General features: G+C 61.7%; 25 protein-coding genes and 4 pseudogenes. 15 read left to right on the forward strand and 14 right to left on the reverse strand.

From position 1 onward, the window contains the following. The first annotated feature begins 66 nt into the window (after positions 1-66). The 7 genes and pseudogenes from MOK15_RS11935 to MOK15_RS11965 all read left to right on the forward strand — a co-directional run bounded on the left by MOK15_RS11935 (position 67) and on the right by MOK15_RS11965 (position 4,551). Positions 67-779: pseudogene (locus MOK15_RS11935) on the forward strand (IS5 family transposase). 22 nt (positions 780-801) lie between these two features. After that, positions 802-1,341 (forward strand): hypothetical protein, encoded by a 540-nt coding sequence (locus MOK15_RS11940; protein WP_242931810.1) that lies wholly within the window; start codon positions 802-804, stop codon positions 1,339-1,341. Positions 1,342-1,673: 332 nt separating this feature from the next. Then, positions 1,674-2,147 carry an Hsp20 family protein gene (locus MOK15_RS11945; protein WP_242932733.1) on the forward strand — a complete coding sequence of 158 codons (474 nt, stop codon included), beginning with the start codon at positions 1,674-1,676 and terminating at the stop codon, positions 2,145-2,147. Between the two features lie 84 nt (positions 2,148-2,231). Further along, positions 2,232-2,753, forward strand: coding sequence for an Hsp20/alpha crystallin family protein (locus tag MOK15_RS11950; protein ID WP_242931811.1), 522 nt, complete (start codon positions 2,232-2,234; stop codon positions 2,751-2,753). Beyond that, positions 2,737-3,249 (forward strand): NADH dehydrogenase ubiquinone Fe-S protein 4, encoded by a 513-nt coding sequence (locus MOK15_RS11955; RefSeq protein WP_242931812.1) that lies wholly within the window; start codon positions 2,737-2,739, stop codon positions 3,247-3,249. Before MOK15_RS11950 ends, MOK15_RS11955 begins: the two co-directional genes overlap by 17 nt. A gap of 16 nt (positions 3,250-3,265) precedes the next feature. Continuing rightward, positions 3,266-3,814, forward strand: a complete 549-nt coding sequence (locus MOK15_RS11960) for a hypothetical protein (RefSeq protein WP_242931813.1) — start codon at positions 3,266-3,268, stop codon at positions 3,812-3,814. A 104-nt stretch (positions 3,815-3,918) separates the two neighbouring features. Then, a complete protein-coding gene (locus MOK15_RS11965; RefSeq protein WP_242931814.1) occupies positions 3,919-4,551 on the forward strand; it encodes a MarC family protein in 633 nt (210 codons plus the stop codon). An 8-nt stretch (positions 4,552-4,559) separates the two neighbouring features. Here the strand turns inward: MOK15_RS11965 and MOK15_RS11970 are convergent, their stop codons facing one another. From MOK15_RS11970 to MOK15_RS11980, 3 genes are read right to left on the reverse strand one after another with little or no spacing between them, the layout of a single operon-like run. After that, complete coding sequence (locus MOK15_RS11970; protein ID WP_242931815.1) at positions 4,560-4,919, reverse strand: hypothetical protein; 360 nt, start codon at positions 4,917-4,919, stop codon at positions 4,560-4,562. Further along, on the reverse strand, positions 4,916-5,185 hold the full coding sequence (locus MOK15_RS11975) for an usg protein (protein WP_242931816.1): 270 nt from the start codon (positions 5,183-5,185) through the stop codon (positions 4,916-4,918). Before MOK15_RS11975 ends, MOK15_RS11970 begins: the two co-directional genes overlap by 4 nt. Next, entirely contained in the window at positions 5,182-5,418 is a 237-nt protein-coding gene (locus MOK15_RS11980) for a hypothetical protein (RefSeq protein WP_242931817.1), read from the reverse strand. Before MOK15_RS11980 ends, MOK15_RS11975 begins: the two co-directional genes overlap by 4 nt. Positions 5,419-5,688: 270 nt before the next feature. Here MOK15_RS11980 and groES point away from each other — a divergent pair, with 270 nt between their 5' ends. The 5 genes and pseudogenes from groES to MOK15_RS22015 all read left to right on the forward strand — a co-directional run. Next, positions 5,689-6,003, forward strand: a complete 315-nt coding sequence (gene groES / locus MOK15_RS11985; RefSeq protein WP_242932734.1) for a co-chaperone GroES — start codon at positions 5,689-5,691, stop codon at positions 6,001-6,003. A gap of 55 nt (positions 6,004-6,058) precedes the next feature. Beyond that, on the forward strand, positions 6,059-7,678 hold the full coding sequence (groL, locus tag MOK15_RS11990; protein WP_242931818.1) for a chaperonin GroEL: 1,620 nt from the start codon (positions 6,059-6,061) through the stop codon (positions 7,676-7,678). A gap of 176 nt (positions 7,679-7,854) precedes the next feature. Further along, positions 7,855-7,971, forward strand: a pseudogene (locus tag MOK15_RS21890) (AbiEi antitoxin N-terminal domain-containing protein); the annotation flags it as partial. Next, positions 7,954-8,463, forward strand: coding sequence for a type IV toxin-antitoxin system AbiEi family antitoxin domain-containing protein (locus MOK15_RS11995; RefSeq protein ID WP_278254270.1), 510 nt, complete (start codon positions 7,954-7,956; stop codon positions 8,461-8,463). The pseudogene MOK15_RS21890 and the gene MOK15_RS11995, both read left to right, overlap by 18 nt. After that, positions 8,411-8,662 (forward strand): annotated as a pseudogene (locus MOK15_RS22015) (nucleotidyl transferase AbiEii/AbiGii toxin family protein); the annotation flags it as partial. The gene MOK15_RS11995 and the pseudogene MOK15_RS22015, both read left to right, overlap by 53 nt. Positions 8,663-8,968: 306 nt before the next feature. Here the strand turns inward: MOK15_RS22015 and MOK15_RS12005 are convergent. The 8 genes from MOK15_RS12005 to MOK15_RS12040 form a co-directional block, all read right to left on the reverse strand. After that, positions 8,969-9,649, reverse strand: a complete 681-nt coding sequence (locus tag MOK15_RS12005; protein ID WP_242931821.1) for a hypothetical protein — start codon at positions 9,647-9,649, stop codon at positions 8,969-8,971. Continuing rightward, positions 9,649-10,953 carry a nitrate/sulfonate/bicarbonate ABC transporter ATP-binding protein gene (locus tag MOK15_RS12010; RefSeq protein ID WP_242931822.1) on the reverse strand — a complete coding sequence of 435 codons (1,305 nt, stop codon included), beginning with the start codon at positions 10,951-10,953 and terminating at the stop codon, positions 9,649-9,651. The genes MOK15_RS12005 and MOK15_RS12010 overlap by 1 nt, the downstream gene beginning before the upstream one ends. 29 nt (positions 10,954-10,982) lie before the next feature. Further along, on the reverse strand, positions 10,983-12,731 hold the full coding sequence (locus tag MOK15_RS12015; RefSeq protein WP_242931823.1) for an ABC transporter permease subunit: 1,749 nt from the start codon (positions 12,729-12,731) through the stop codon (positions 10,983-10,985). 224 nt (positions 12,732-12,955) lie between these two features. Further along, entirely contained in the window at positions 12,956-13,591 is a 636-nt protein-coding gene (locus MOK15_RS12020; RefSeq protein ID WP_242931824.1) for a response regulator transcription factor, read from the reverse strand. Continuing rightward, complete coding sequence (locus MOK15_RS12025; RefSeq protein WP_242931825.1) at positions 13,588-14,616, reverse strand: ATP-binding protein; 1,029 nt, start codon at positions 14,614-14,616, stop codon at positions 13,588-13,590. Before MOK15_RS12025 ends, MOK15_RS12020 begins: the two co-directional genes overlap by 4 nt. 233 nt (positions 14,617-14,849) lie before the next feature. Then, positions 14,850-15,065: an AlpA family transcriptional regulator gene (locus MOK15_RS12030; protein WP_242932735.1), complete on the reverse strand. Its 216-nt coding sequence runs from the start codon at positions 15,063-15,065 to the stop codon at positions 14,850-14,852. Between the two features lie 133 nt (positions 15,066-15,198). Next, complete coding sequence (locus tag MOK15_RS12035) at positions 15,199-15,882, reverse strand: MerR family transcriptional regulator (RefSeq protein WP_242931826.1); 684 nt, start codon at positions 15,880-15,882, stop codon at positions 15,199-15,201. Between the two features lie 324 nt (positions 15,883-16,206). Beyond that, positions 16,207-16,668, reverse strand: a complete 462-nt coding sequence (locus tag MOK15_RS12040; protein ID WP_242931827.1) for a S24 family peptidase — start codon at positions 16,666-16,668, stop codon at positions 16,207-16,209. 122 nt (positions 16,669-16,790) lie between these two features. Here MOK15_RS12040 and MOK15_RS12045 point away from each other — a divergent pair, with 122 nt between their 5' ends. Both MOK15_RS12045 and MOK15_RS12050 read left to right on the forward strand, forming a co-directional pair. Beyond that, positions 16,791-16,946, forward strand: coding sequence for a hypothetical protein (locus MOK15_RS12045; protein ID WP_242931828.1), 156 nt, complete (start codon positions 16,791-16,793; stop codon positions 16,944-16,946). 119 nt (positions 16,947-17,065) lie between these two features. Next, a pseudogene (locus tag MOK15_RS12050) lies at positions 17,066-17,206 on the forward strand (IS110 family transposase); the annotation flags it as partial. Positions 17,207-17,913: 707 nt separating this feature from the next. Here MOK15_RS12050 and MOK15_RS12055 read toward each other — a convergent pair. From MOK15_RS12055 to MOK15_RS12065, 3 genes are all read right to left on the reverse strand, one after another. Beyond that, positions 17,914-18,315 carry a hypothetical protein gene (locus tag MOK15_RS12055; protein WP_242931829.1) on the reverse strand — a complete coding sequence of 134 codons (402 nt, stop codon included), beginning with the start codon at positions 18,313-18,315 and terminating at the stop codon, positions 17,914-17,916. 96 nt (positions 18,316-18,411) lie between these two features. Then, positions 18,412-19,623 carry an NAD(P)/FAD-dependent oxidoreductase gene (locus MOK15_RS12060; protein WP_242931830.1) on the reverse strand — a complete coding sequence of 404 codons (1,212 nt, stop codon included), beginning with the start codon at positions 19,621-19,623 and terminating at the stop codon, positions 18,412-18,414. A gap of 431 nt (positions 19,624-20,054) precedes the next feature. Further along, positions 20,055-20,804, reverse strand: a complete 750-nt coding sequence (locus MOK15_RS12065) for an SDR family oxidoreductase (protein ID WP_242931831.1) — start codon at positions 20,802-20,804, stop codon at positions 20,055-20,057. A gap of 101 nt (positions 20,805-20,905) precedes the next feature. On the opposite strand from MOK15_RS12065, the gene MOK15_RS12070 reads away from it, so the two are divergent. Then, a complete protein-coding gene (locus MOK15_RS12070) occupies positions 20,906-21,784 on the forward strand; it encodes a LysR family transcriptional regulator (RefSeq protein ID WP_242931832.1) in 879 nt (292 codons plus the stop codon). Positions 21,785-21,870: the final 86 nt, after the last annotated feature.

Below are 21,870 nucleotides of genomic sequence, written 5' to 3' on the forward strand. Positions count from 1 at the left end.
TAGCGGCAACTGTGCTTCCTGGTGCGGATGGATCGTTTTGTACTGACGGACGCCCAGTGGGCGAAGATGGAACCGCATTGTCTTGGCAAGATCACCGATCCCGGACGCAGCGGCAGGAACAATCGACTATTCATGGAGGCGGTGCTGTGGATTGTGCGAACGGGCAGTCCTTGGCGCGACCTGCCCGCCCAGTTCGGCAACTGGAGTACGGCGTTTCGGCGGTTCCGTGATTGGCGCGAAGCGGATGTTTTCAAGCGGATTTTCGATGCTTTGACGGAGGAGCCAGACATGGAATACGCCATGATCGATGCGACCATCGTGAAAGTTCACCGGCACGGTCAAGGTGCAAAAGGGGGACTTCGAGCCAGGCCATTGGCCGCTCCAAAGGCGGCATGACGACCAAGATATTGGCGCTAACCGATGCCTTGGGCAACCTTGTGCGCTTTCGCCTGATGCCGGGCAATCGTTTCGATAGCGTCGGTGTTGCCCCGCTGATCGAAGGCGTCGAGTTTGGGGCGTTGCTTGCCGACAAAGCTTTCGACAGCAACGACATCATTGCCGATCTCAACGAACGCGGTGCCAGGATCGTCATCTCTCAGCATCCACGCCGCGCCATACCTATTCGGCTCGACACTGAAATGTATAAATGGCGACACCTGATCGAAAACTTCTTCTGCAAACTCAAAGAGTTCAAACGTATCGCCATGCGTGCCTGCAAAACAGACCAAAGCTTCTCAGCAATGATCTATCTCGCTGCCGCCGTCATCAATTCACGATGAATCCCCACAACCCTTAGTGGGCATGAGCGCAGGCGAGACCGGGAGTGTCGAGGAATTGGCGACTATCGTGCAAGATCGACTGGGGGCGTTGGCACGAGCGCATGCCTTTACGATATCAAAAACTCCCCTCTCGGGAGCCGGCGAAACCGTTGGGCTGCATGCCCTGCTCGAGACGATCGTCGCTCCTTATCAAATCCGGGCCGATCACCCTCGCATACGGATCATCGGTGATGACCTCGACCTCGCCGGCGGAGCCGTTACGGCGCTCGCGCTGATCTTCTATGAGCTTGCCACGAATGCCGCCAAATACGGCGCTTTGACGTCGCCATCGGGTGTCGTCACGATCGAAGCCATCGCGGAAGATGATACCGTTTCGCTGATTTGGAACGAATGTGGAGCGTTGCTTGATGCAGGGCCGAAGAGGGAGGGCTTCGGAAGCCAGCTCGAACGGCTGGCCACGGTACAACTGGGTGGCCGCATCGAGCGCGAATGGCGGCCGGACGGCGTGCGGATCGTCCTGACAATGGCACGCGAGCGCCTTGGCGGACCAAATCTCCTCTGAGTTTCGCCGGCCGTGGCTCAACGCATGGCGGCACGCCCAATTCAATGCCGAACTCACCGTCCCCGGGCGCCAGAATCGCTCTATTCCCGCCAATGACCTTGCCGCGCCTATAGAGCGAAGGGCCGATATCAAGCGGTTTGAGCGGCTGGCCGGATCGTCTTACCGCAGACGGCACGGGGGCGTCGGCCAATCGAAAAATCTCTCTTGAAACCGGTTCACTGCTGCCTAAATTTTCCTCGCCGGACGCCGAAAACGGGTCTGGTGGACATTGAGAGCGCCGGCTCTCTCCGGCGTGTCTCATGCCCGAATTGCTCAATCAGGAGGATTTGGAAATGAGAACTGCATTTGACTTTACACCGTATCGGCGTTCGACGGTTGGTTTTGATCGTCTGTTCAACCTGCTCGAAGCCGGCACGCGCGAAGACGACGGCTATCCGCCATTCGACATTCTGAGAGAAGGCGACGACAGCTATCGCATCACGCTGGCGGTCGCCGGCTTCCGCCTCGAGGACATCGAGGTGGTGGCCCAGCAGAACCAGCTCACCGTCACCGGCAAGCTTGCCGAGAACAACGGTCAGGACGAATATCTGCATCGCGGCATTGCCGCGCGCGCGTTCGAGCGGCGCTTCCAGCTTGCCGATTTCGTGGAAGCTGGCGATGCCCGCTTCGAGAACGGCCTGCTGAGCATCGCGCTCAAGCGCGTTGTGCCCGAGGCAATGAAGCCGCGCCGGATCGAGATCAGCGGCGGCAAGGCTGCCCAGGATCAGATCGAAGCGCCCAGGGATGAGGCCCGCGAAGCGGCCTGATCCTCTGATGCAAAGGTTTGCCGGCGCCGCCCCCAGCGGGCCGGCAGGCCTTGCCCCTTCCAGTCAGAAAAGGAGATGACCATCATGGCTTTTCGTGATCTCATTCCCTGGAGTCGGCAGGAAAACCGGCTCTCCGTCCCGGTCAGCGCCGAGCGCGGCCGCGACAGTGATACCCACCCGTTGCTGTCGCTCCACCGCGAGATGAACCGGCTGTTCGACGATGCCTTCCGCGGCTTCGGCGTGCCCGCATTAGCCGGGTTCGACCGCGCTGCCGGCTGGCCGCATGTCGAGCTCGGCGAGACCGACAAGGAAATCCGCGTCACGGCCGAACTGCCGGGTCTCGACGAGAAGGACGTCGAAATCACCGTCGAAGACGGGGCGCTGACGCTTCGTGGCGAGAAGCGCTCCGAGGTCGAAGACAAGGATCGTGGCTATACCGAGCGCAGCTACGGCCGCTTTGAACGCCGTATCGGACTGCCCCAGGGCATCGACCGTGACCACGCCGCCGCAACCTTCAGGAACGGCGTGCTGACGGTCACCCTGCCGAAGACGGAGGCGGCGAACGAAAATGTCCGCCGCATCCCGGTCAATGGCAAGGCGGCCTGACGATCTGGCCCGGGACTTCGGTTCCGGGCCATCCGCCAACGATAACCTCACCGGACCAAGCGCGGCGAGCGCGCTACCGCCAGATGCGCGAGCCGTGATCGAGCCGGTGCCGCGCGCGACCAACCAGGGCGGGCTCGGCGGGCGTGGACAATGGTGGGTGCGCTTCGCGCCGCGCTGGCGGCCCGTGGCCGATCCCCTGACTGGATGGACCGGCGGCGGCGATCTACTCGAGACGATCGAGCTGCGCTTTTTAGACGCAGAGACCGCAGCGAGCTACTGCCAGCGCCAGGGATTGGACTTCTCGCTCCATGGCGCGCCGGGTCGCCAGCATCCGCTTCCCAGTCGCCTGCCAGCGGAACCGACGCCGGTGCTGTGCTGCTGGCCAACAGGTCCGCACGCACGATGCTACGGCCGCTATCCGGCCGCGCTTGAAAGCGCGCTGGGCTCGGGAAGCGCGGTTGACGTCGGGGGGATGGCATTTTCACATTCACCATGATCAGAGGAGACGATTGATGCGAAAAATTCGTACAGCCGTCCTGGCCGGCGTGGCGGCGGTCGCCGCCATCGGTACCGCGCTGGCGGCGAGCCATGGCAGCCATGTTATGAAGGTCGGCCTGCCGGACGGTACGGTCGCTCGCATAGAATATGAGGGAGATGTCGCGCCCAAGGTCACGGTCACGCCTGCCTCCAGCGTTGCACCGATCACCTGGCTCGATCCATTCGAGCCGGCCGCATTCGCGCCGTTCGATCGGATCGTGGCGGACATGGACCCGCAGAGCGACCTGATGATGCGTCAGGTTCGCGCCTTGCCGCTCCCGGCAATGGCCGATGGCGGGAAGATCGACCTGACGGCGTTGCGCAGCCTGCCTCCGGGGACCGTCAGCTACAGCTTCGTCTCGACGACCAATGGGGGAAGCACCTGCAGCCGCAGCGTTCAGGTCACCTCGCTTGGCTCGTGGCAGCCACCGAAGGTCGTGTCGCACAACTCCGGTGACTGCCGCGAAGCGCCGCCGGCGGCTGCCGCGCACCCGAACCGAACGGACGGAATGCGCCGCACATGACGCAGCCTGCTGTCGGCCATCCCGGCAGCTCATTCAAAGCCACCTGAGTCATAAGGGAGCGGCGTGTGCGCCGCTCCCTTTGCTAGTTTTCCGTTACTTGACCCATGCACATATCACCCAGCATCCTTTCCACCTTTATCACCCTGCTCGTCACCATCGGTCCGATCGAGACGGCGGTGGTCTTCGCCGGCCTGACGGCCGGAATTCACCGCAGCGAGCGGATCAGTCTCGCCTCGCGCTCGGTCACGATCGCCGCTGGCGTGCTGCTGCTGTTCGCTGTTGCGGGCGGCGTCGTTCTTTCGCTCCTGCATATCTCGCTGCCCGCATTCCGGGTGGCAGGCGGCGTGCTCCTGTTCCTTCAGGCTTTGACGCTCACCTTCTCCAGTCCTGGACTCTCATCCATCAGCGAGGGCGAGCGCCGGGAAGCCGAAGGGTCCGGCGATATCGCGGTCTTCCCGCTGGCGTTTCCCTTGATCGCGGGCCCCGGAAGCCTTTCGGCCGCCGTGCTCGTCATGGGCCGCACCGAGAACTGGATCGAGGGCGGCAGCGTGCTCGCGATGATCATGGTTTGTATGCTGTCGACCTGGCTCGCGATGCTCGCGGCCGACCGCCTTGTCCTGCTGCTCGGCAGCACCGGTGCCGACGTCGTCGGCCGCATCTCCGGCGTGCTTCTCGCCGGCCTCGCCGTCCAGTTCGTCTTCGACGGTCTCGCGGCCGCGCCATTCCTGGCCGGCTGAATCAGCCGCTATGCGGCCTCGTTGAGCACCCGAAGCACCCGGTCCAGCATGGCGGCGTTGGAAGCGGCCTTGGGCAGTTCGCGGCGGGCGAAGCGCTGAAGCGGTGTGAGGTACCGTCGCGGCAGCCGCAGCGTGATCAGGCTTTGCCCCAACGCATCCCGGGGCACGCGCTGGGCTGCCTTGCCGGAGCGCAGGAAATGATCGTGGAGCCGCTTGCGGTCGGCAAAGGTCCAGCCCAGCGTCTCAAGCTCATCGGGCGGCACTGACAGCAGCGCGAGCGCGAATTCCATGATGTCGTCGAAGACAAGTACGAGGCGGACTGTCCGTCCGCCTCGTCGACGCCAGCGCTCGCCAAGACCGCCTGTCATGGGAGCGGGATGATGCCATCGACCGTACGCCATTCGGTGGGTCCGATCAGCCGGCCATGGGCGATCCGGACCGAATGGAGTGCGGCCTCGATCTCGCGCCGCCAATGGTCGAGGAAATCGAACAGCGTTGGGAAGTCGGGCGCAAGATCATATTCCTGCCATATGAACAGCTGGAGGAGCGACGGCGCATCGGGCCGGTAATAATGGATCTCGGCTGTGGTGAGACCGTAGCCCTCCAGCTGTGCGATGAAGCCGCGATCACTCATTGCAGCGGCCGGCCGTCAGTCCGCGGTTCATCGAGCGATCGGATGGCGGCGAAGACCTCGTCGATCGGCACGGCGCGCCTGGCGCCGGGCGGCTTTCGCATCGCCGGCTGGTCCTTTACCGCAGAGCGGTCGGACGCCCAGGAGGCGAGGATTGCGCGTTTGACTTCGGGCTCCAGGCTTGGATGGTGCGCAACGTCGAAGGGGTGCAAGAAACGGGAAAATGGCTGCGACATGGCCGTGGCTCCTTTCCTTGTGTCGCTCCTTTCTCATGCGTGCGGTGCCGCACGCGGCTCAAGATTTTGGTGCTGATCCGAGTCGCGTCAAGAGGGATGATGTCCGCCAAGTCGCTTAAAAGGGCTGGATTGGCACTCTGCGCGGGCGAGGGCAAAAAATTTTCATTCGCCCTCTTGAACCCGAAAATCTCTTTTCCTAGTTCACGCGAACCTGTCGTTCAGATGAACGGCAGGAACATCACAACCTGTTTTGCATCTGGAGGTTTTGCCATGCATTTCCGCCCCTTGCACGACCGTGTGGTCGTCCGCCGCATCGAAGCCGAGGAGAAGACCTCGGGCGGCATCATCATCCCCGACACCGCCAAGGAAAAGCCGCAGGAGGGCGAGATCGTCGCCGTCGGCCCGGGTGTCCGCGACGATAGCGGCCAGCTCGTCGAGCTGTCCGTCAAGTCCGGCGACCGCATCTTGTTCGGCAAATGGTCGGGCACCGAGGTCAAGATCGACGGCGAGGATCTGCTCATCATGAAGGAGAGCGATATCCTCGGCGTGATCGACAATGTCGTGCCTCTCAAGCAGGCGGCCTGATCGACCGCCCTTATCCCTCGAACATTCAGGAAGGATATAGAAAGGAGTAGCAGCGATGGCTGCCAAGGAAGTGAAATTCGCGTCGGACGCGCGCGACCGCATGCTGCGCGGCGTCGATACGCTTGCCAACGCCGTGAAGGTAACGCTGGGACCCAAAGGTCGCAATGTCGTCATCGAGAAGTCGTTCGGAGCGCCCCGCATCACCAAGGACGGCGTCACCGTCGCCAAGGAGATCGAACTCGCCGACAAGTTCGAGAATATGGGCGCACAGATGCTGCGCGAGGTCGCCAACAAGCAGAACGACAAGGCTGGCGACGGCACCACCACCGCCACCGTGCTGGCTCAGGCGATCGTGCGCGAGGGCTCGAAGGCTGTCGCCGCCGGCATGAACCCGATGGACGTCAAGCGTGGCATCGATCTCGCGGTCAACGCGGTCGTCAAGGATCTTGAGAGCCACGCCAAGAAGGTCGGCGCCAACAGCGAGATCGCGCAGGTTGCCACCATCTCCGCAAATGGCGATGAGGAAGTCGGTCGCATCCTCGCCGAGGCGATGGAGAAGGTGGGCAACGAAGGCGTGATCACCGTCGAGGAGGCCAAGAGCCTCGAGACCGAGCTCGAGACGGTCGAGGGCATGCAGTTCGACCGCGGCTATCTCTCGCCCTATTTCATCACCAATGCTGAGAAGCTCAAGGTCGAGCTCGACGATCCCTACATCCTGATCCACGAGAAGAAGCTCTCGAACCTTCAGGCGCTTGTGCCGCTGCTGGAGAAGGTCGTCCAGTCGGGGCGGCCGCTGCTGATCATCGCCGAGGACGTTGAGGGCGAGGCGCTCGCGACGCTCGTCGTCAACAAGCTGCGCGGCGGGCTCAAGATCGCCGCGGTCAAGGCACCGGGCTTCGGCGATCGCCGCAAGGCGATGCTGGAGGATATCGCGATCCTGACCGGCGGCAATGTGGTCTCCGAGGATCTCGGCACCAAGCTCGAGAATGTGACGATCAACATGCTCGGCCGCGCCAAGAAGGTGACGATCGACAAGGATAATACGACGATCATCGACGGGGTGGGCCAGAAGGACGATATTGATGGCCGCGTCGCGCAGCTGCGCCAGCAGATCGAGACCACCACGTCCGACTATGACCGCGAGAAGCTGCAGGAGCGCGTGGCCAAGCTCGCCGGCGGTGTCGCGGTGATCCGCGTCGGCGGCGCAACCGAGGTAGAGGTCAAGGAGAAGAAGGACCGCGTCGACGACGCGCTTCATGCGACGCGGGCCGCGGTCGAAGAAGGCATCCTGCCAGGCGGCGGCATTGCGCTGCTCCGTGCGATCAAGGCGCTCGATGGTCTGAAGGCTGTCAATGACGACCAGCAGTCCGGCATCGACATCATCCGCCGGGCGCTGCGCGCACCGGCGCGGCAGATCGCCGAGAATGCCGGCGAGGACGGCGCCTATATCGTCGGCAAGCTGCTCGAAAGCTCCGACTATAACTGGGGCTTCAATGCAGCCACCGCTGAGTATCAAGACCTCGTCCAGGCGGGCGTGATCGATCCGGCCAAGGTCGTGCGCACGGCGCTGCAGGACGCCGCGTCGGTGGCCTCGCTGCTCATCACTACCGAGGCGCTCGTCGCCGAGGTGCCGAAGGAGGAGAAGGCCGCGCCGATGCCGGCGATGGACTATTGATTGGGTGGGAGGCCGGGCGCACCGGCCTCCCGTCTTTTCCGACATGCGCCTGTTCTCGATGTTTCGATAGCGCAGTTGCCGCGCAACTTCGACGCAGGTCGGATTGCCTGTTTGTGCTTTAAGGAAGCGGCCCAATTGGACGTTAGAGGTGAACTGGGCAGCCGCGTGGCGCCTTCAAGCGCCCGATGGAGACGGTGACCTGGCAGGGCGCGCTGTACAGCCTGCAGGCTCAGTTGCGACTACCCGTCCATGTCGGAGCGCTGATCGCACTCGAGATGTCGGGGAACAGCCATTATGTCCGGTTCGCCAAAACCAAGGCGTATTTGTTCTCGCCGCTCAACGTCGCGCTGCCGCTCTGGTTCAGAACCCATTGGGGAGATGACGTGCGGCATGTCCGAACCAAGCTATTGCCTCCGGAACTCGGACTGACAGAGCAGCAGGCACCCGAGGGCTTTGCGTTGAAGACATCTGGCGTCGAACGCGCTGCCTCGGAATTGCTACATCTCGCACCGAAGGAATTCGACCTGTTCGAGGCCGGGATGATCATCGAGAGCATGACCTCCATACGGCCAAAGCTCATGCAAAGCCTGCTGGAGCAATGCACCTCGATCAAGGTGCGAAGGCTGTTCCTCCACCTTGCGGAGCGCGCCAACCTGCCGGTGGCGCGGCATCTTGATCTTGACCGGATCGATCTGGGGACGGGGGATCGCAGCCTCGTGCCGAACGGGCGCTATGTCGCAAAATATCAGCTTCTGCTTCCCAAGGAACTGGTCGATCGTGGCTGAGCCTTATGGCGACCAAGTTCGGCTGCTCCTCGATATTCTGGTGATGGCGGAACCGGCCTTCGCGCTTAAGGGCGGGACCGCCATCAACCTCTTCGAATGGAACCTGCCGCGCCTGTCGGCGGATATCGACCTTACCTATCTGCCAAACCACGACCGCAAGGAGTCGCTCGGTGCGATTGGCAAGGCGTTGGCGCGAATACCTGCCGGCTGTCCGAAAATTGTACGTAAATTTCGGACACAAACTCCAGCCGTTCGCTGCCTGGAAGAACTCGGACCGCGCCGTCCATTCACATCCAGTCTTTTCCATGAATCCAGATCGTGCTAATGATGCCCTTGGCAAATTCGTAAGTCTATGATTTAGCTGCGAAATCAACCGCTTAGCTGTCCAGCAATCAAGCTCTTCTGGCACCATTTTACCCTTCCGATCATATTCGGTGATGGCCGATTTTCCAGTGCGAAAATCGCGGAAGGGAAACCGGTCCCTTCCCCATATATCGCCGATGCATCAGCGACGGATCGTCACGCCGATCGAAACCGAGTTTCGCGTTGCGCCATCGACATAGCGTCCACCGATAAGGTCGAGATCGACCGCCCCGCCCGCGACGGTCCAACGTAGACCCGTCTGGCCGCCCACCTTGCCTTCGTCGCGCGTGAACGTCTCCACCATCAGGTTGAGGTCGCTCCTGATCGCAACCTCCGCCTGGGCGCCCAGGAACAGATCGTGGCGATCACCCGCGCGAGTCCATTGCCAGCCCGCGTTGAGATTGAACCGCAACCTGCCGCCCGCCGGAATCGTCACCGGCACGATGACGGATGCGGTCTCGAACCGGCTGCGATCGATGCCGTAGCCGACGCTGGCCGCTATGCCGATCCCGACACCGCGATCCTCCGAACGAAGCATCAGTTTCGGCGACAGGCCGATCAGCGTATCATCGGTTCGATCGGCCCAACTATGCGCAACGAACCCGCCCAGTTCCAGATTGGGCCAGGCCTTGCGCGTGCAGGCTGGAGCGCTGTTGATGAGACCGGCGTCACCACTCGATACTGTCACCCAGTTTTCGAGGTGGCAGGCGCCGGGCGTCTCGACCGCCGCATCATCGACGACATGTTCGCCACCGGCCGCGAAGGCTGGCCCCGCCACCAGCAACGCCAGCAGCAGGGCCGTCGCCCCGTTCACCAACCGCATCAGCTTGGATCGTCCAGGCTGAACTGGTCGGCATCCTCATGATAGGCAAAGATTTCGGCGTACCGGCCCCAATGCGTCACCGCATTCAGCGTCGCGGCGGCATAATCCGGCGACATATGATCCTCCAGCTCGTCACGAAAGCGCCGGGCGGGCGCCACATGGCTCGGACGTTCGTCGAGAATGCGGCGGATATGTTGCGTCAGCGGGACATGCGCCAGCAGCGCCTGCGCGAACAGCGCCTTGCGCGCGTCGACGTCCGCCTGCGCAAAGTGCCGCGCGGCGGGGGTCAGGCTGATATCGGCGCCGGTTAACTCGGCAAAGCGCATCAGTTGCAGGGTCTCTGCCATCGGGAAAAGTTCGTCGATCTCAAGCTGGAGCTGGTCGGCCAGGTCGGCCATGCTGGCGCGGCCGTCGAAGGGCGCGCCGTCCACTTCCTCGATCAGCCCGGCGAGCGCATTGGTCGACACGACGGGAAGCACCATCGCAATGCCGGTGCCGGGAAACAGGCCTTCATTGACCGACGTCATGGGCGCGCGCGCCGTCATCCGCGCGTAAATATCGTCCACCAGCGCACGGAAAGCCGGGTCGAGCCGATCGCGCGGCTGCGGTAGATCAACCGTGATTTCCGCCGCCACCCGGCCCGGATTGGACGAGAAGACAAGGATGCGGTCGCACATCAGCACCGCTTCCTCGATATTGTGGGTGACGATCAGGATCGACTTGATCGGCATCCGCCCCTCGCACCACAGGTCCAGCAGGTCGGTCCTGAGCGTCTCGGCCGTGAGCACGTCGAGCGCGGAAAAAGGCTCGTCCATCAGCAGCAGCGCAGGATCGACGACGATCGCGCGGGCCAGGCCGACGCGCTGGCGCATCCCCCCCGACAATTCCTTGGGATAGGCATTTTCGAACCCGTCGAGGCCGATCAGGTCGATCGCCGCAAGCGCGCGGGTGCGGCGTATTTCGGCCGGGACGCGCTGCGCCTCCAGCCCCAGTTCCACATTCTGGAGGACCGTGAGCCAGGGGAAGAGCGCGAAGGTCTGGAAGACCATGCTGACGCTTGGCTGCCGGCCCGCTTCATCGGGGATGAAGCGGATCTCGCCCTCGTCCGGGCGAAGCAGCCCGGCAATCGAACGCAGCAGGGTCGACTTGCCCGACCCGGAGCGGCCGAGCAGACCGACAATCTCATTCTCATTGAGCGTCAGGTCGACATTGTCGAGGACGAGCATCTGGCCCTGGCCCTTGCCATAATGATGGCGGACGTTGGACAGTTCGACGATCGGGCGGATTTCTGCGAGGGTGGCCATGATCGAGGCTCCTTTCGATTCCAATGATGTCAGGCGAGGCGCAGGCGGCGCTCGGCGAAGGTATAGAGCGGCCGCCACAGCAACCGGTTGAAGGCGATCACGAAAAGCGACATGACCGCGATGCCCAGTGCGACGCGGGGATAATCGCCCGCGGCGGTGGCCTTCGCGATGAAGGCGCCCAGGCCCGATGCCTCCAGCCGCGCATTGCCCCAGGACACGGCTTCCGCGACGATGCTGGCGTTCCACGAACCGCCCGACGCCGTCAGCGCGCCGGTGACATAATAGGGGAACACCCCCGGCAGGGCGACCTGCCGCCACCATTGCCAGCCCTTGACCCCGAACATGTCGGCGGCCTCGCGCAGGTCGGTGGGAATGGCGCTGGCGCCCGCGATGACGTTGAACAGGATATACCATTGGGTGCCCAGGATCATCAGCGGCGACAACCAGACGTCGGGGCTGAGCTTCCAATGGACGATGGCGATCACCGCGAAGGGAAACAGCACGTTGGCGGGGAAGGCGGCGAGGAACTGCGCGACCGGCTGCAACCGTTCGGCCCATTTCGGTCGCAGTCCGATCCACACGCCGATCGGCACCCAGATCAGGCTGGCGAGAGCGATCAGCACCAGAACCCGCAGCATCGTCACACAAGCGAGGCCGAGGACGCTGAGCGCATCACCCCAGCTCAATGTCCGCGCCACATAGGCGATGATGGTCCAGCCGGCGAACAGCACGGCCACCCCGATGAGCGCCGTCCAGATCGCATTTCCGATCCGCCCGGCTTGCCAATCGCGCTTCGGCGCAGCCCGCTCCCTAGGGCCGCGATCAAGCGTCAGCAGCAACCGGCCAAGACCAGCGACAGGCGCGAACAGCAGGGGCAGCAGACGGGTGCGACGGAACAGATCAAACGCCCAGGAGCGTGGCCGCTCGCTGCTCGCCGTCTGTTCGAAGCGGAAACGGTCGGCCCAGGCCACCACCGGCCGGAAGACGAGCTGGTCGTAGAGCAGGATCACCACCGCCATCGCGCCCACCGCCCAGCCGATCGCCGCGAAATCCTCCCGCGCGATGGCCAGCGCAAGCCAGGAGCCGATGCCCGGCAGCGTGACCGTGGTGTTGCCGACCGTGATCGCCTCCGACGCAACGACAAAGAACCAGCCGCCCGACATCGACATCATCATGTTCCAGACGAGCGCGGGGGTCGCGAACGGCAGGTCGAGCCGCAGGAAACGGCGTACCGGCGACAGTCCGAAGCCGCGCGACACCTCGTCCAGGTCGGACGGGATCGAACGCAGCGACTGGTAGAAGCTGAACGCCATATTCCATGCCTGGCTGGTGAAGATCGCGAACACCGCCGCCAATTCGACGCCCAGGATTCGCCCCGGAAACAGGCCCATGAAGAAGGTGACGGTGAAGGTCAGGAAGCCGAGGATCGGCACCGATTGCAGGATGTCGAGCGCAGGCACGATGATCTGGCTCGCGCGCCGGCTCCTGGCGGCCAGTGTTGCAATGACGAGCGTGAAGACGAGCGATACGAACAGCGCCGCGAACATCCGCAGCGTGGTGCGCAGGGCATAATAGGGCAAATAGGCGGGATCGAGCGTGACCGGCTCGATGCGCAGACGCGACAGAGGCTCGGCGATCCCCTCCGCGCCGCGGAAGACGAACATGGCAAGCGCCGTCAGCAAAACGAACGCGACAGCATCCGCCCGGTTCGGCGCGGTCAGGCGGAACATGCGCGAGAAAGGGCGCACGCCCCTGGCAATGGGGGTCATTTTTTTCATGTCTCACCTCATCGGACGCCGCCTGGCGACACCCCGAAGCGAGACTGATGCGATCAGGCTCGGCCAGGTGCCTCCGGCGGCGTGGACAATCGACTACTGTCGCTTGGCATGGTTTGGTTGCTTTCCTGATCGCCGGCAAATCTTGCCGACGGGCGGCGGATGCCCCCACCACGCGACAATGTCAATCGAAGCCCGGCGCACTATACCAAAGTATCGCTGCCCTATTACCGCCCCGAAGCGATCAGGTCGAATATCCGGACCAGTTGCGGCAGCGATGTCGCGCCCATCTTGAGCATCACCTGTCGCCGTCTCACCTTGACGGTGATCTCGCTTACATGGAGCAATCCGGCGATCTGCTTGTTGAGCAGGCCCTTGACCACCAGTTCCATGACCGCATCTTCGCCGGGCGTCAGGGTGCGATGCCGGGCCTGCAACGCCGTGACGTCACGCTCGGCCGCGCGGCGCAGCCTGTCGCGTCCGATCCCGCTGTGAATCGCATCGATCAATGCCTGATCGTCGAACGGCTTCATGAGGAACTCGATCGCCCCGTCCTTCATCGCCCGCACCGACATCGGAACGTCGCCATGTCCGGTGATGAAGATCACCGGAAGGCTGATTCCGAGCGAAACCATCTGCCGCTGAAAATCGAGTCCGCTCTGTCCCGGCATACGAACGTCGAGAATCAGGCATCCCGGCGCGTCCGGAATATCCTTTTCGAGAAAGGCCCCTGTCGAAGCGAAGGATCGCGCCTCAAGTCCCACCGAGGCAAGCAGATCTTCAAGCGCCAGGCGCACCGACACATCGTCATCGATGATGTGAACGACCGGCGGCGTTTCTTCGGGATCGATCGCAATATTCATGATTCGGTCCGTACCGGCAGGCTGATGTGGATTTCCAGCCCGACCGGCTCGGAAAGGCGCGCCTGGATCGTGCCGCCATGGTCCTCGACGATCGTCCGGCAGATCGCCAGGCCCATGCCGATGCCCTCCTTCTTGGTTGTCCAGAATGCATCGAACAGAAAGGGGAGATTCTCTTCCACCGCGCCAATGCCATCATCCTTCACGCATAATCGCACCGCAGCGCCATCCCGCCATGTGCGAAGGTCGAGCGAACGACGGGACGCCGGCAGATCCGCCATCGCCTCCACGGCATTGAGGGTCAGATTGCCAAGCACCTGCTGGAGCTGGACGGCGTCTCCCAGGATCAGAGGAAGGTCTTCCGCCAGATCCAGACGAAGTGCGATTCCGTTTCGATCGATCTCGCTCCGCGCAAGCGCCACCGATTCGATCACCAGCTCATTGAGCGACATCTCTCTCTTTTGGGCGACCTCGCCGCGGATATGCTGCCTGACGCGGGCGACCACCTTGCCCGCCCGGTCGGCGTCGTCGACAATCCGGCCGGCCGCCAGCCGCGCCCTGTCGAGATTGGGCGGATGGGCCGCCAGCCAGCGCAGACAGGCGTTGCCGCTGGTTGCGATCGCCGAAAGCGGTTGATTGACTTCATGCGCAATCGATGCCGCCAATTCACCCAGGCTGTTGACGCGCGCGATGCGGATGAGTTGGGCGCGGGCTTCATGCGCAGCGCCCTCGGCAGCGATCATCCTGAGCCCCAGCCATGTCGTGATGGCGATGGCGACGATACTGATGCCGGAATTGATTAAACCGGCGTCGTGGGAACCGGTCTTGGTGAGCGCGGCGCTGCACAGCGTCAGGGCGATGCAGATCATCGACAATATTATCACGCCACGTCGCCGAAACCGGCCGATCGCGACCAGGATCACCGCAATGTAGAATACGGCCGTTGCGATCTCCAGATCGGTGATCGTGTCAAAAACGAACACCAAACCGGTCAGCACCGCGATGATCGATGCGTATCCAATCCGCATTCCAATCCCCTTCTGGCCCAAGGGATATAAGCATTAGCTCAACTGCGCCACCAGCGCAGCGACCATCGATTATCCGGGATATGCGCTTCCGACGCGCAGGCCTTTTCCTCTCTTCGACAAGAGAGGAAAAATGGCGGAGACGGAGGGATACATTAAGATCAACATAGTGAACTGAAATATCATGATATTCTTTTTGCCTTAGACAGCCGATGCCCCCAAGGATGCCCCCGATCTCAGCGGTCATTGGCACCTCCCGCGATGCAGTTGGCAATCCACGCTTCGACGTCGGATTCGAGCCATCCAACGGCCCGCTGGCTCAACTGATGCGGCCGCGGGAACTCTGAGCTCTGGATCTTGCGGTATATGGTCGCTCGGCTCAGCCCCGTCCTTGCCTTGACCGCAGGCAGCCGAAGGATCGCCATGGGGGCACGCCCACCGAAAACGTACATCTCGCGTGCGGGCTGTTGTTCATCTGCTTGTATGATATGGGGGGTCTTAGCCATATGTTCCTCCAGGATCGATTGTGGTGAGGGTCGGGACGATGTTGACGCATCCCCCGACCCGCTTCGTTTATGGTGTCTGCTAACGCATCCAGATCGGCCTGATGATGCGCGACAGATTGATCATGATGTAGCTCCGCATATGCTCCGGCCGAATGGATGCCAGCCCCAGATCTTCAGGAATTGCGATCAGTTCGTTGCCGGCATGGGTAAAGAGCCATCGCGTGTCGAAGTTGTCGAAAATGGCCGGGGTGAACAAATCGAGGTAAAGGGCAAAAGCCAGCTCGGCCTCTTCATCAAACCAGGGTTCGATTTCGAAAGCCTTCGGATAGATTTTGCCCTGACTTTCCAGCCAATCCTCGAAACAGCTGAATGCAGTACCGGGGTTCTCTGTACCGGGGACAACAGATGCCCGAACCGGATAGCGGGCTCGCGCCCGGCGCACGGATGCGGCTTGGAACAGAACCTCCTCGGTGATGTCAGGATGCTGGGAGCAAAATGCCAAAACGCTCCAGAGCAGTTGCGCGACCTGCTTGAGCCCGGCGGTCTGGACACCATAAAGCCCCAGTTCTTTCAACAGGGCAGCGATGTGGATCGCCTCGAAGCCGAAGCGCCGGTATTTGCCCTTGCCCAGACCTTCACTTTCGGCCGCGACCAGCAGGCCCTCCTTGGTCCAGTAGGCAAGCAGTTCACGATCCACCCCCGTGGCTTCAGCAATCTGCTGCCGGGTGTAACGTCCGTCGGTGTTGAAGAGGATAGAAACCATGCCCCTGCGTAGAAGCGAATTTCCTACATGAAAAGGGAAATAATCCCTTTGTTTGAATTATTCTGAATCAATAGCTTAAGTAATAGACACCCCGTCCTTTCCTCTCGAACCAGGGCGGAGCAACCGATGCGGTCAATGACGGATAGATTGCTCCTGAGGGCAAAAGGCGAGCACAGCCGCTTCAGCACGCGCGAGTTCAGCTGCGATATCGTCGCGAATCCTGATGGCCACAGCGCAACGAACCTCACAAAGGACACAGCCGCGCGAACAGCCTGGTGTTTCGCGATATGCCGTCGTACGGTCGGTTCCAATCATCCCCGCCTCTCAGGCCCGTTCGGGTCGAAAGCCGATATTCATGATGCCGACCACCTTGCCGATGATCTTGCGCTGAAAACAGGCCGCACGCTCACCATCGGCGGCATAGGGACCGTCAGACCACCCGCCTGTGCGACCCATTCTGATCCACGCCTGGCGCTCTTTTAGAGACCGCGGCCGGTGATAACTATGGACCCACCAAACCGCTCCGGCATGACCATCGCGAAGCGACAATTCCATGATCGCTCGTCTGCCCGATGACTCCCAGCGGATAAGGAACAGTTCGCCCGACATCGGGTTACGATCCTCTGTATCCACCGCAACCCATTCGCCTTCGTGCAGATGTGGTTCGCAGCTGTCGTCCTCAATCGGGAAGGCGATGCAGCTGTCCGGCAGCCGGTCATAGACGATGTAGGAACGCAGCCCTTCTTGCATCGCAAGAGGGCGTGGCGGTATGTCGGCAAAAGCCATGATCGTTCTCCATAAACGAATGTGGTCAGGCCCGGGTCGATGTTGGTAGCATCGATCCGGGCTGCATAGATGTAATTACATGCACTATTGATTGAGGTCAACAATGTAATTACATTGTTGACATGACCCGGGACAAGAACCACCCATTCCAGATGCGCGTCTCAGCCGAGTGGCTCGCGATCATTGATGATTGGCGCCGCAAGCAACAGGATATTCCATCCCGTGCAGAGGCTATCCGTCAGCTGGTGAACAAAGGTCTGGAGGCCGATAAGGCCTGACTACGTCTGCTGGAATGACCGGGCTTTGGACCCTGGCGACTGACCGGAATTGAAGAGCAAATCAGGATATCGGCAGTAGCGCGGTGGTGCTACAGGCGAGCAAACGTGGCGCAGCGAAGGGATCGTGGATCGAGCAGATGCTGGCCCGCAAGCCACGCATGCTGGTGACGGTCGCGCTGGCAAATAAGATGGCGCGGATCGTCTGGGCGCTGCTGATGAAGGATGAAATTTACAAAGCTCCGGTCGCAGCCGCGGCATAAGCCAAGGCGGGCCAGAGGTCGTCGGAACGTAGTCGGTCGAAGGAGGGTATGGCACAACAGTCGGCGAGACGGGATCGGAAGAACCAGGTTAATCCACCGTGCTTCATCAGCACGCGTTAGTGATGTGGTTCCGGTCCGCGAACTCCCATACGGGCCCGCAGCTATCATCGCTGCATCAGAGGTCGGGCAGATGGCAGCATCCGACTACGAGCCTAACTCCAAATACCACTTGCGTTACTCGGGGCGTCCACAGATGGCAATCATGGTGGTGACCCTCTCAGGATTGCTCGTGCTGCGTTACGGCCTCTACTAGTGAAGCACAACACGAGCAGGCGAAAATGTCGGCTGTCGCCGGAAGCCGCCGTTCGCTTCCTCCATCCTGAAAGACGGCAAAGTCCCAGATGTCACCTACTGCTGTCGACCCTAATAAGACGCTCGAAACTTCAACTCGCGTGCCTTGAACCGGACGGTCGGCTTCTAAGGGCAGATTCAAGCACGCCTCCGATCGCTGCCAGGCAAAATCCAAGGCAAGAGCGTGATCGGAAACATAAGCGTTAACAGAAAAGCGAAAACGCCGTCTTCAAGTGATCGCTGTAGCCAAAGAAATATCCCCGCCAGAACCATCGCGGCCGATGCAATGCAAAGTCCGCAATAGAGATGCGACCCGACAGCGGCTTTTGTCGTAAGCGAGTGTAGGGGCTGGCCAATCATCGACGTGGCTCGCTACGCAAGATAAGGCGCTTGGCCTCGTCGAGCGCCGACGGCGACAAACCAGCCGCATGGGCTCTCTCCCTTGCTTCCGCATATGGGGCGCCGGCACGAAACAATATGCAATAGCTGCGCAGTGCCTCAAGCCGCTCATCTGCGAGCCGGTTGGGGGCATAGTTACCACTTAGCCACGCTATAAACCGTGCAATTCCCAAAGGCGGTTCAAGGCTGGAGGGGTGATCGAACAGGGATAGCGCGACGACGCACTGCTCCAGTGTCGTCAGGGCGTTCTCCTGCGATGGCTCAGGTCTGCAGTGCGTTCCGCCTGAAAGTTGGAGTTCTTCGGGCAACGAGATTTCATCGTGATTGCCGTTTGACCAATCCTGATTTGCCAAAAACATGGGACAACTCCTCGTCATGAGGGACTGCGTTTCAGCGTCATCGCAGGCGGGGTGGCAGCGTGCCGCCACCCCGTGGGACGTGGCTGATCAGTGCCGTCAGAAGTCGATCGTGCGTGCAGCCAGGACATTCTCATAGGCTGCCGACCGGTCGGCAGCCGGAGGATAGATCCAGACCTCGTTGATCTCCTTTTTGATGCCCTTAGCATCCGCACCGGTCACCTCGACCTGAGAGTCCCAGCCGCGCGTGAAGATTGCAGTGTCTGGCCCCAGGTCGAGACAGGTCACATAAGCAGGCTGATCATAGGGCAAGGTCGGCTCACCCAGCAGGTCGGCCGCCGCATTATGCCCTGCGAATGCACCGAGCCGACGGGCGTGCTGACAGGACATGGCAGCATAATTGCCGGCCGCATCGGTCTTCGCCTTGGCCGTGTCGCCAGTTGCGAAGATCGCGGGCGCGCCGGGGACACGCAGGTCGGGATCCACGATCACACGCCCGAGATTGTCGCGTTCGCCCGGCAATTGGGCTGTCAGGGCGGAGGCGCGCATGCCGGCCGACCATATGACGGTCGACGTCTCGATCCGACTGCCATCACTCAGCGTGACGCCATTTTCATCGAGACCTGCGATGCCCAGGCTCATCCGTGTTTCAATCCCTAGATCGCGCAGCTTCTGCTCGATATAGGGGCGGGGCCTTTCGCCCATCGCCGGCGCGACATGTTCGGATCGATCGACGATGATGACGCGAATGTCCGCGGCTTCGCCCAATATGCTGCGCAGACGGGCCGGCATCTCGGTCGCGAATTCCAGCCCAGTGAAGCCGGCTCCGCCGACCACGACCGTGTTGCGAGCGGGTAAAGACGGTTTCTCGGCCAGCGCATGAAGGTGGCGGTCGAGCGCAACCGCCTCGGCCAGTTGCGTGGCAGCAAAGCCGAATTCCGCGAGCCCGGGAATCGGGGGCGTAAAGCCATCGCTCCCCGCCGCCAGGATGAGGCGATCAAAGGGGAAGATTGCCGAGGCGCCGTCAGAGGACAAGACGGTGACGCAGGAGGCATCTCGGTCGATCGTCTCCACATTGCCCTGATGATGGAGGATATCGGTCGCCGCGAACAATTCGCTGAGCGGGGCGACCATCTCGTGCGGATGCGGTTCGTAGAGCCGCGGACGGATGACCATTTCCGGGGCAGGCGACACCACGGTGATGGTGAGGTCCTCCGGAGACACGCCCTTCTCGTCCCGCAGGCGCGATGCGCCCAGCGCGGCCATCATGCCTGCGAAACCGGAGCCAATTATCAGGATATTTTTCGACATGGCAATTTCTCCTCACGCCTGGTGAAAGCTGATTTGAGAATGGCTGCCGTTTTCCGTCCGCGCAGACGGACGCCCTGCAGAACGCAAGACTTGTCGCGGTTACGAAGGTTAGAAATCGGCAGCGATACTCTTGTCGGATGGCGCCCACATAGGGTCTGGAGGTCATCCGTTGCGCTTGAGGTCGGGATCTCGACTTCGTTGCCGAAAACATCCTCTGCTCAATCGATCGACAGAAGCTGTCGACACGATCTTTATAACCGCGCGGGATCAATGCCGTCGAGACTGAGACACCCTATACAAAGGTAGAGGCTGTCCTGGCCGGTCCATGAACAGGCCTAGTCTATCGGCATTATCAACGAGGATAAGTGTGCCGGCGCAGTGGAGCAAATGACCCGAAATGACCTTGCCGAGCAGCCCATGCTCCGCCGCCATCAAGTCAGCGCAATCCCCCCATCCACCAGCAGATTCGCTCCGGTGACGAAGCCCGCATCATCCGACGCGAGATAAAGAATTGACCGCGCCAGTTCATCCGCCTGTCCAAGGCGTCCCATCGGAATGACATTGGCCAGATGCGCTTCAAAGCCGTCGCGCGCGTCATCCGGCACGCCCAGCTTGCCCAGGATCGGTGTGTCGACGGGGCCGGGGCTCACCACATTGACCCGGATGCGCCGCGCCTTGAGTTCCAACGCCCAACTGCGAGCGAACGCTTCCATGGCGGCCTTGGCGCCGGCGTAGACGGCATGGCCCTCCAGGATTTTCCGGGTCGCGATCGAGCTGGTCAGGACGATGCTCCCGCCCTCGCGCATCAGGGGCACAATCTTCTGGACACCAAAGAAGACGCCACGCGCGTTGATTGCGAACTGCGCGTCATAATCCTCCTGCGTTACTGCTTCGCTCGGCTGGATGACGTTCACGCCGGCATTGGCGATATAGATATCCGCGCCGCCAAACCGATCGCGCACCGTCTCCGCGACCCGATCATGCGTCATCGGGTCGGCCACATCGCCCACCAGGCCAATGACATGCTTGCCCAACGCGGCGACGGCCTCGTCCACGGCTGCCTGACGGCGGCCGACGATCAATACCCGTGCGCCGGCAGCTGCAAGCGCAGCCGCCGTCGCGAAACCGATCCCACTATTGCCGCCGGTAACGATGGCGACCTTGTTCAAAAAGCTGTTCATGATTGTCTACTCCTGGTTGGAAGCCGACAAATAACTATTGCTTTTTCGCTATCCCATACGTTCAAATGTGCTTTCATTTGTTCCATGAAGGCATGAATTGGATGGATCGCACGCAGGGGCTGCTGGCCTTCATACGATCGGTGGAGGCCGGTTCCTTTTCTGGCGGGGCACGACTGCTGGGCACGACGCCATCGGCCGTCTCGCGCAGCATTGCCCGTCTGGAACGCCGGCTCGAAGCCAGGCTGTTTCAGAGATCGACGCGAAGCTTGACATTGACCGATGAGGGGCAGGCCTATTTCGACAGGGTGTCGCCATTGTTGCGCGAATTGGAGGCTGCCGATGAAGTGCTGCGCCCGGATGGCGCCCTATCGGGAACCTTGCGCGTGACCATGCCGACTGTCCTTGGCGATGTCCTCATGGATGCGATTGTGTCGGACTTCCTGCCGGCTCATCCGAGCTTGCGGTTGCAGGCGAGCATCACTGACCGGCATGTCGACATGATCGCAGAAGGCTTTGACCTGGCATTGCGCGCGGGCCCATTGCCTGACAGCGGCTTGATCGGTCGCCCCCTGGGAACGGTGCCGCTGCGTCTTGTCGCATCGCCGGCCTATCTCGACCAGATGGGACGGCCGCAGATGCCGGCCGATCTCGCCAGCCATCGACACATCCGTTACCTGGCTGGCAATCGCCCCTATCCGTTGCTATTTGCAGACGGCACAAGGATGGTGCCGGAGGGTCGGCTCGATGTCGATGACGGCACCGTCATGCTGCGCAGCGCACTCAACCACGCCGGTCTCGCCCAACTCCTGCATCCCGTCGTTGCCCCGCATCTGGCGAGCGGCGCACTGGAAGAAGTTCTGCCGCGCCATCCGCTGGCACGGATTGCGTTGCATTTCCTACATGCCTTCGGGCACCGTCTGCCGCCGCGAGCTCGAGCCTTCATGGACTTTGTCGCAGATCAGGTCATAGCCGGCACATGATTGCCCTCGACGAGCAGGCGGCTGACGCAATAGCAGTCATTGCCCTGGATGATTTCTGATGCCTGTTGGGCGGTCCAACTGGCATC

This window comes from Sphingobium sp. BYY-5 (genome assembly GCF_022758885.1).
GTDB lineage: Bacteria > Pseudomonadota > Alphaproteobacteria > Sphingomonadales > Sphingomonadaceae > Sphingobium.

Excerpts from the sequence above, each read along its gene's own strand:
- MOK15_RS11940 (WP_242931810.1), top strand. The coding sequence starts at position 802 with ATGAGCGCAGGCGAGACCGGGAGTGTCGAGGAATTGGCGACTATCGTG.
- MOK15_RS11945 (WP_242932733.1), top strand. The coding sequence starts at position 1,674 with ATGAGAACTGCATTTGACTTTACACCGTATCGGCGTTCGACGGTTGGT.
- MOK15_RS11950 (WP_242931811.1), top strand. The coding sequence starts at position 2,232 with ATGGCTTTTCGTGATCTCATTCCCTGGAGTCGGCAGGAAAACCGGCTC.
- MOK15_RS11955 (WP_242931812.1), top strand. The coding sequence starts at position 2,737 with ATGGCAAGGCGGCCTGACGATCTGGCCCGGGACTTCGGTTCCGGGCCA.
- MOK15_RS11960 (WP_242931813.1), top strand. The coding sequence starts at position 3,266 with ATGCGAAAAATTCGTACAGCCGTCCTGGCCGGCGTGGCGGCGGTCGCC.
- MOK15_RS11965 (WP_242931814.1), top strand. The coding sequence starts at position 3,919 with ATGCACATATCACCCAGCATCCTTTCCACCTTTATCACCCTGCTCGTC.
- MOK15_RS11970 (WP_242931815.1), bottom strand. The coding sequence starts at position 4,919 with ATGACAGGCGGTCTTGGCGAGCGCTGGCGTCGACGAGGCGGACGGACA.
- MOK15_RS11975 (WP_242931816.1), bottom strand. The coding sequence starts at position 5,185 with ATGAGTGATCGCGGCTTCATCGCACAGCTGGAGGGCTACGGTCTCACC.
- MOK15_RS11980 (WP_242931817.1), bottom strand. The coding sequence starts at position 5,418 with ATGTCGCAGCCATTTTCCCGTTTCTTGCACCCCTTCGACGTTGCGCAC.
- groES (WP_242932734.1), top strand. The coding sequence starts at position 5,689 with ATGCATTTCCGCCCCTTGCACGACCGTGTGGTCGTCCGCCGCATCGAA.
- groL (WP_242931818.1), top strand. The coding sequence starts at position 6,059 with ATGGCTGCCAAGGAAGTGAAATTCGCGTCGGACGCGCGCGACCGCATG.
- MOK15_RS11995 (WP_278254270.1), top strand. The coding sequence starts at position 7,954 with ATGTCGGGGAACAGCCATTATGTCCGGTTCGCCAAAACCAAGGCGTAT.
- MOK15_RS12005 (WP_242931821.1), bottom strand. The coding sequence starts at position 9,649 with ATGCGGTTGGTGAACGGGGCGACGGCCCTGCTGCTGGCGTTGCTGGTG.
- MOK15_RS12010 (WP_242931822.1), bottom strand. The coding sequence starts at position 10,953 with ATGGCCACCCTCGCAGAAATCCGCCCGATCGTCGAACTGTCCAACGTC.
- MOK15_RS12015 (WP_242931823.1), bottom strand. The coding sequence starts at position 12,731 with ATGAAAAAAATGACCCCCATTGCCAGGGGCGTGCGCCCTTTCTCGCGC.
- MOK15_RS12020 (WP_242931824.1), bottom strand. The coding sequence starts at position 13,591 with ATGAATATTGCGATCGATCCCGAAGAAACGCCGCCGGTCGTTCACATC.
- MOK15_RS12025 (WP_242931825.1), bottom strand. The coding sequence starts at position 14,616 with ATGCGGATTGGATACGCATCGATCATCGCGGTGCTGACCGGTTTGGTG.
- MOK15_RS12030 (WP_242932735.1), bottom strand. The coding sequence starts at position 15,065 with ATGTACGTTTTCGGTGGGCGTGCCCCCATGGCGATCCTTCGGCTGCCT.
- MOK15_RS12035 (WP_242931826.1), bottom strand. The coding sequence starts at position 15,882 with ATGGTTTCTATCCTCTTCAACACCGACGGACGTTACACCCGGCAGCAG.
- MOK15_RS12040 (WP_242931827.1), bottom strand. The coding sequence starts at position 16,668 with ATGGCTTTTGCCGACATACCGCCACGCCCTCTTGCGATGCAAGAAGGG.
- MOK15_RS12045 (WP_242931828.1), top strand. The coding sequence starts at position 16,791 with ATGACCCGGGACAAGAACCACCCATTCCAGATGCGCGTCTCAGCCGAG.
- MOK15_RS12055 (WP_242931829.1), bottom strand. The coding sequence starts at position 18,315 with ATGTTTTTGGCAAATCAGGATTGGTCAAACGGCAATCACGATGAAATC.
- MOK15_RS12060 (WP_242931830.1), bottom strand. The coding sequence starts at position 19,623 with ATGTCGAAAAATATCCTGATAATTGGCTCCGGTTTCGCAGGCATGATG.
- MOK15_RS12065 (WP_242931831.1), bottom strand. The coding sequence starts at position 20,804 with ATGAACAGCTTTTTGAACAAGGTCGCCATCGTTACCGGCGGCAATAGT.
- MOK15_RS12070 (WP_242931832.1), top strand. The coding sequence starts at position 20,906 with ATGGATCGCACGCAGGGGCTGCTGGCCTTCATACGATCGGTGGAGGCC.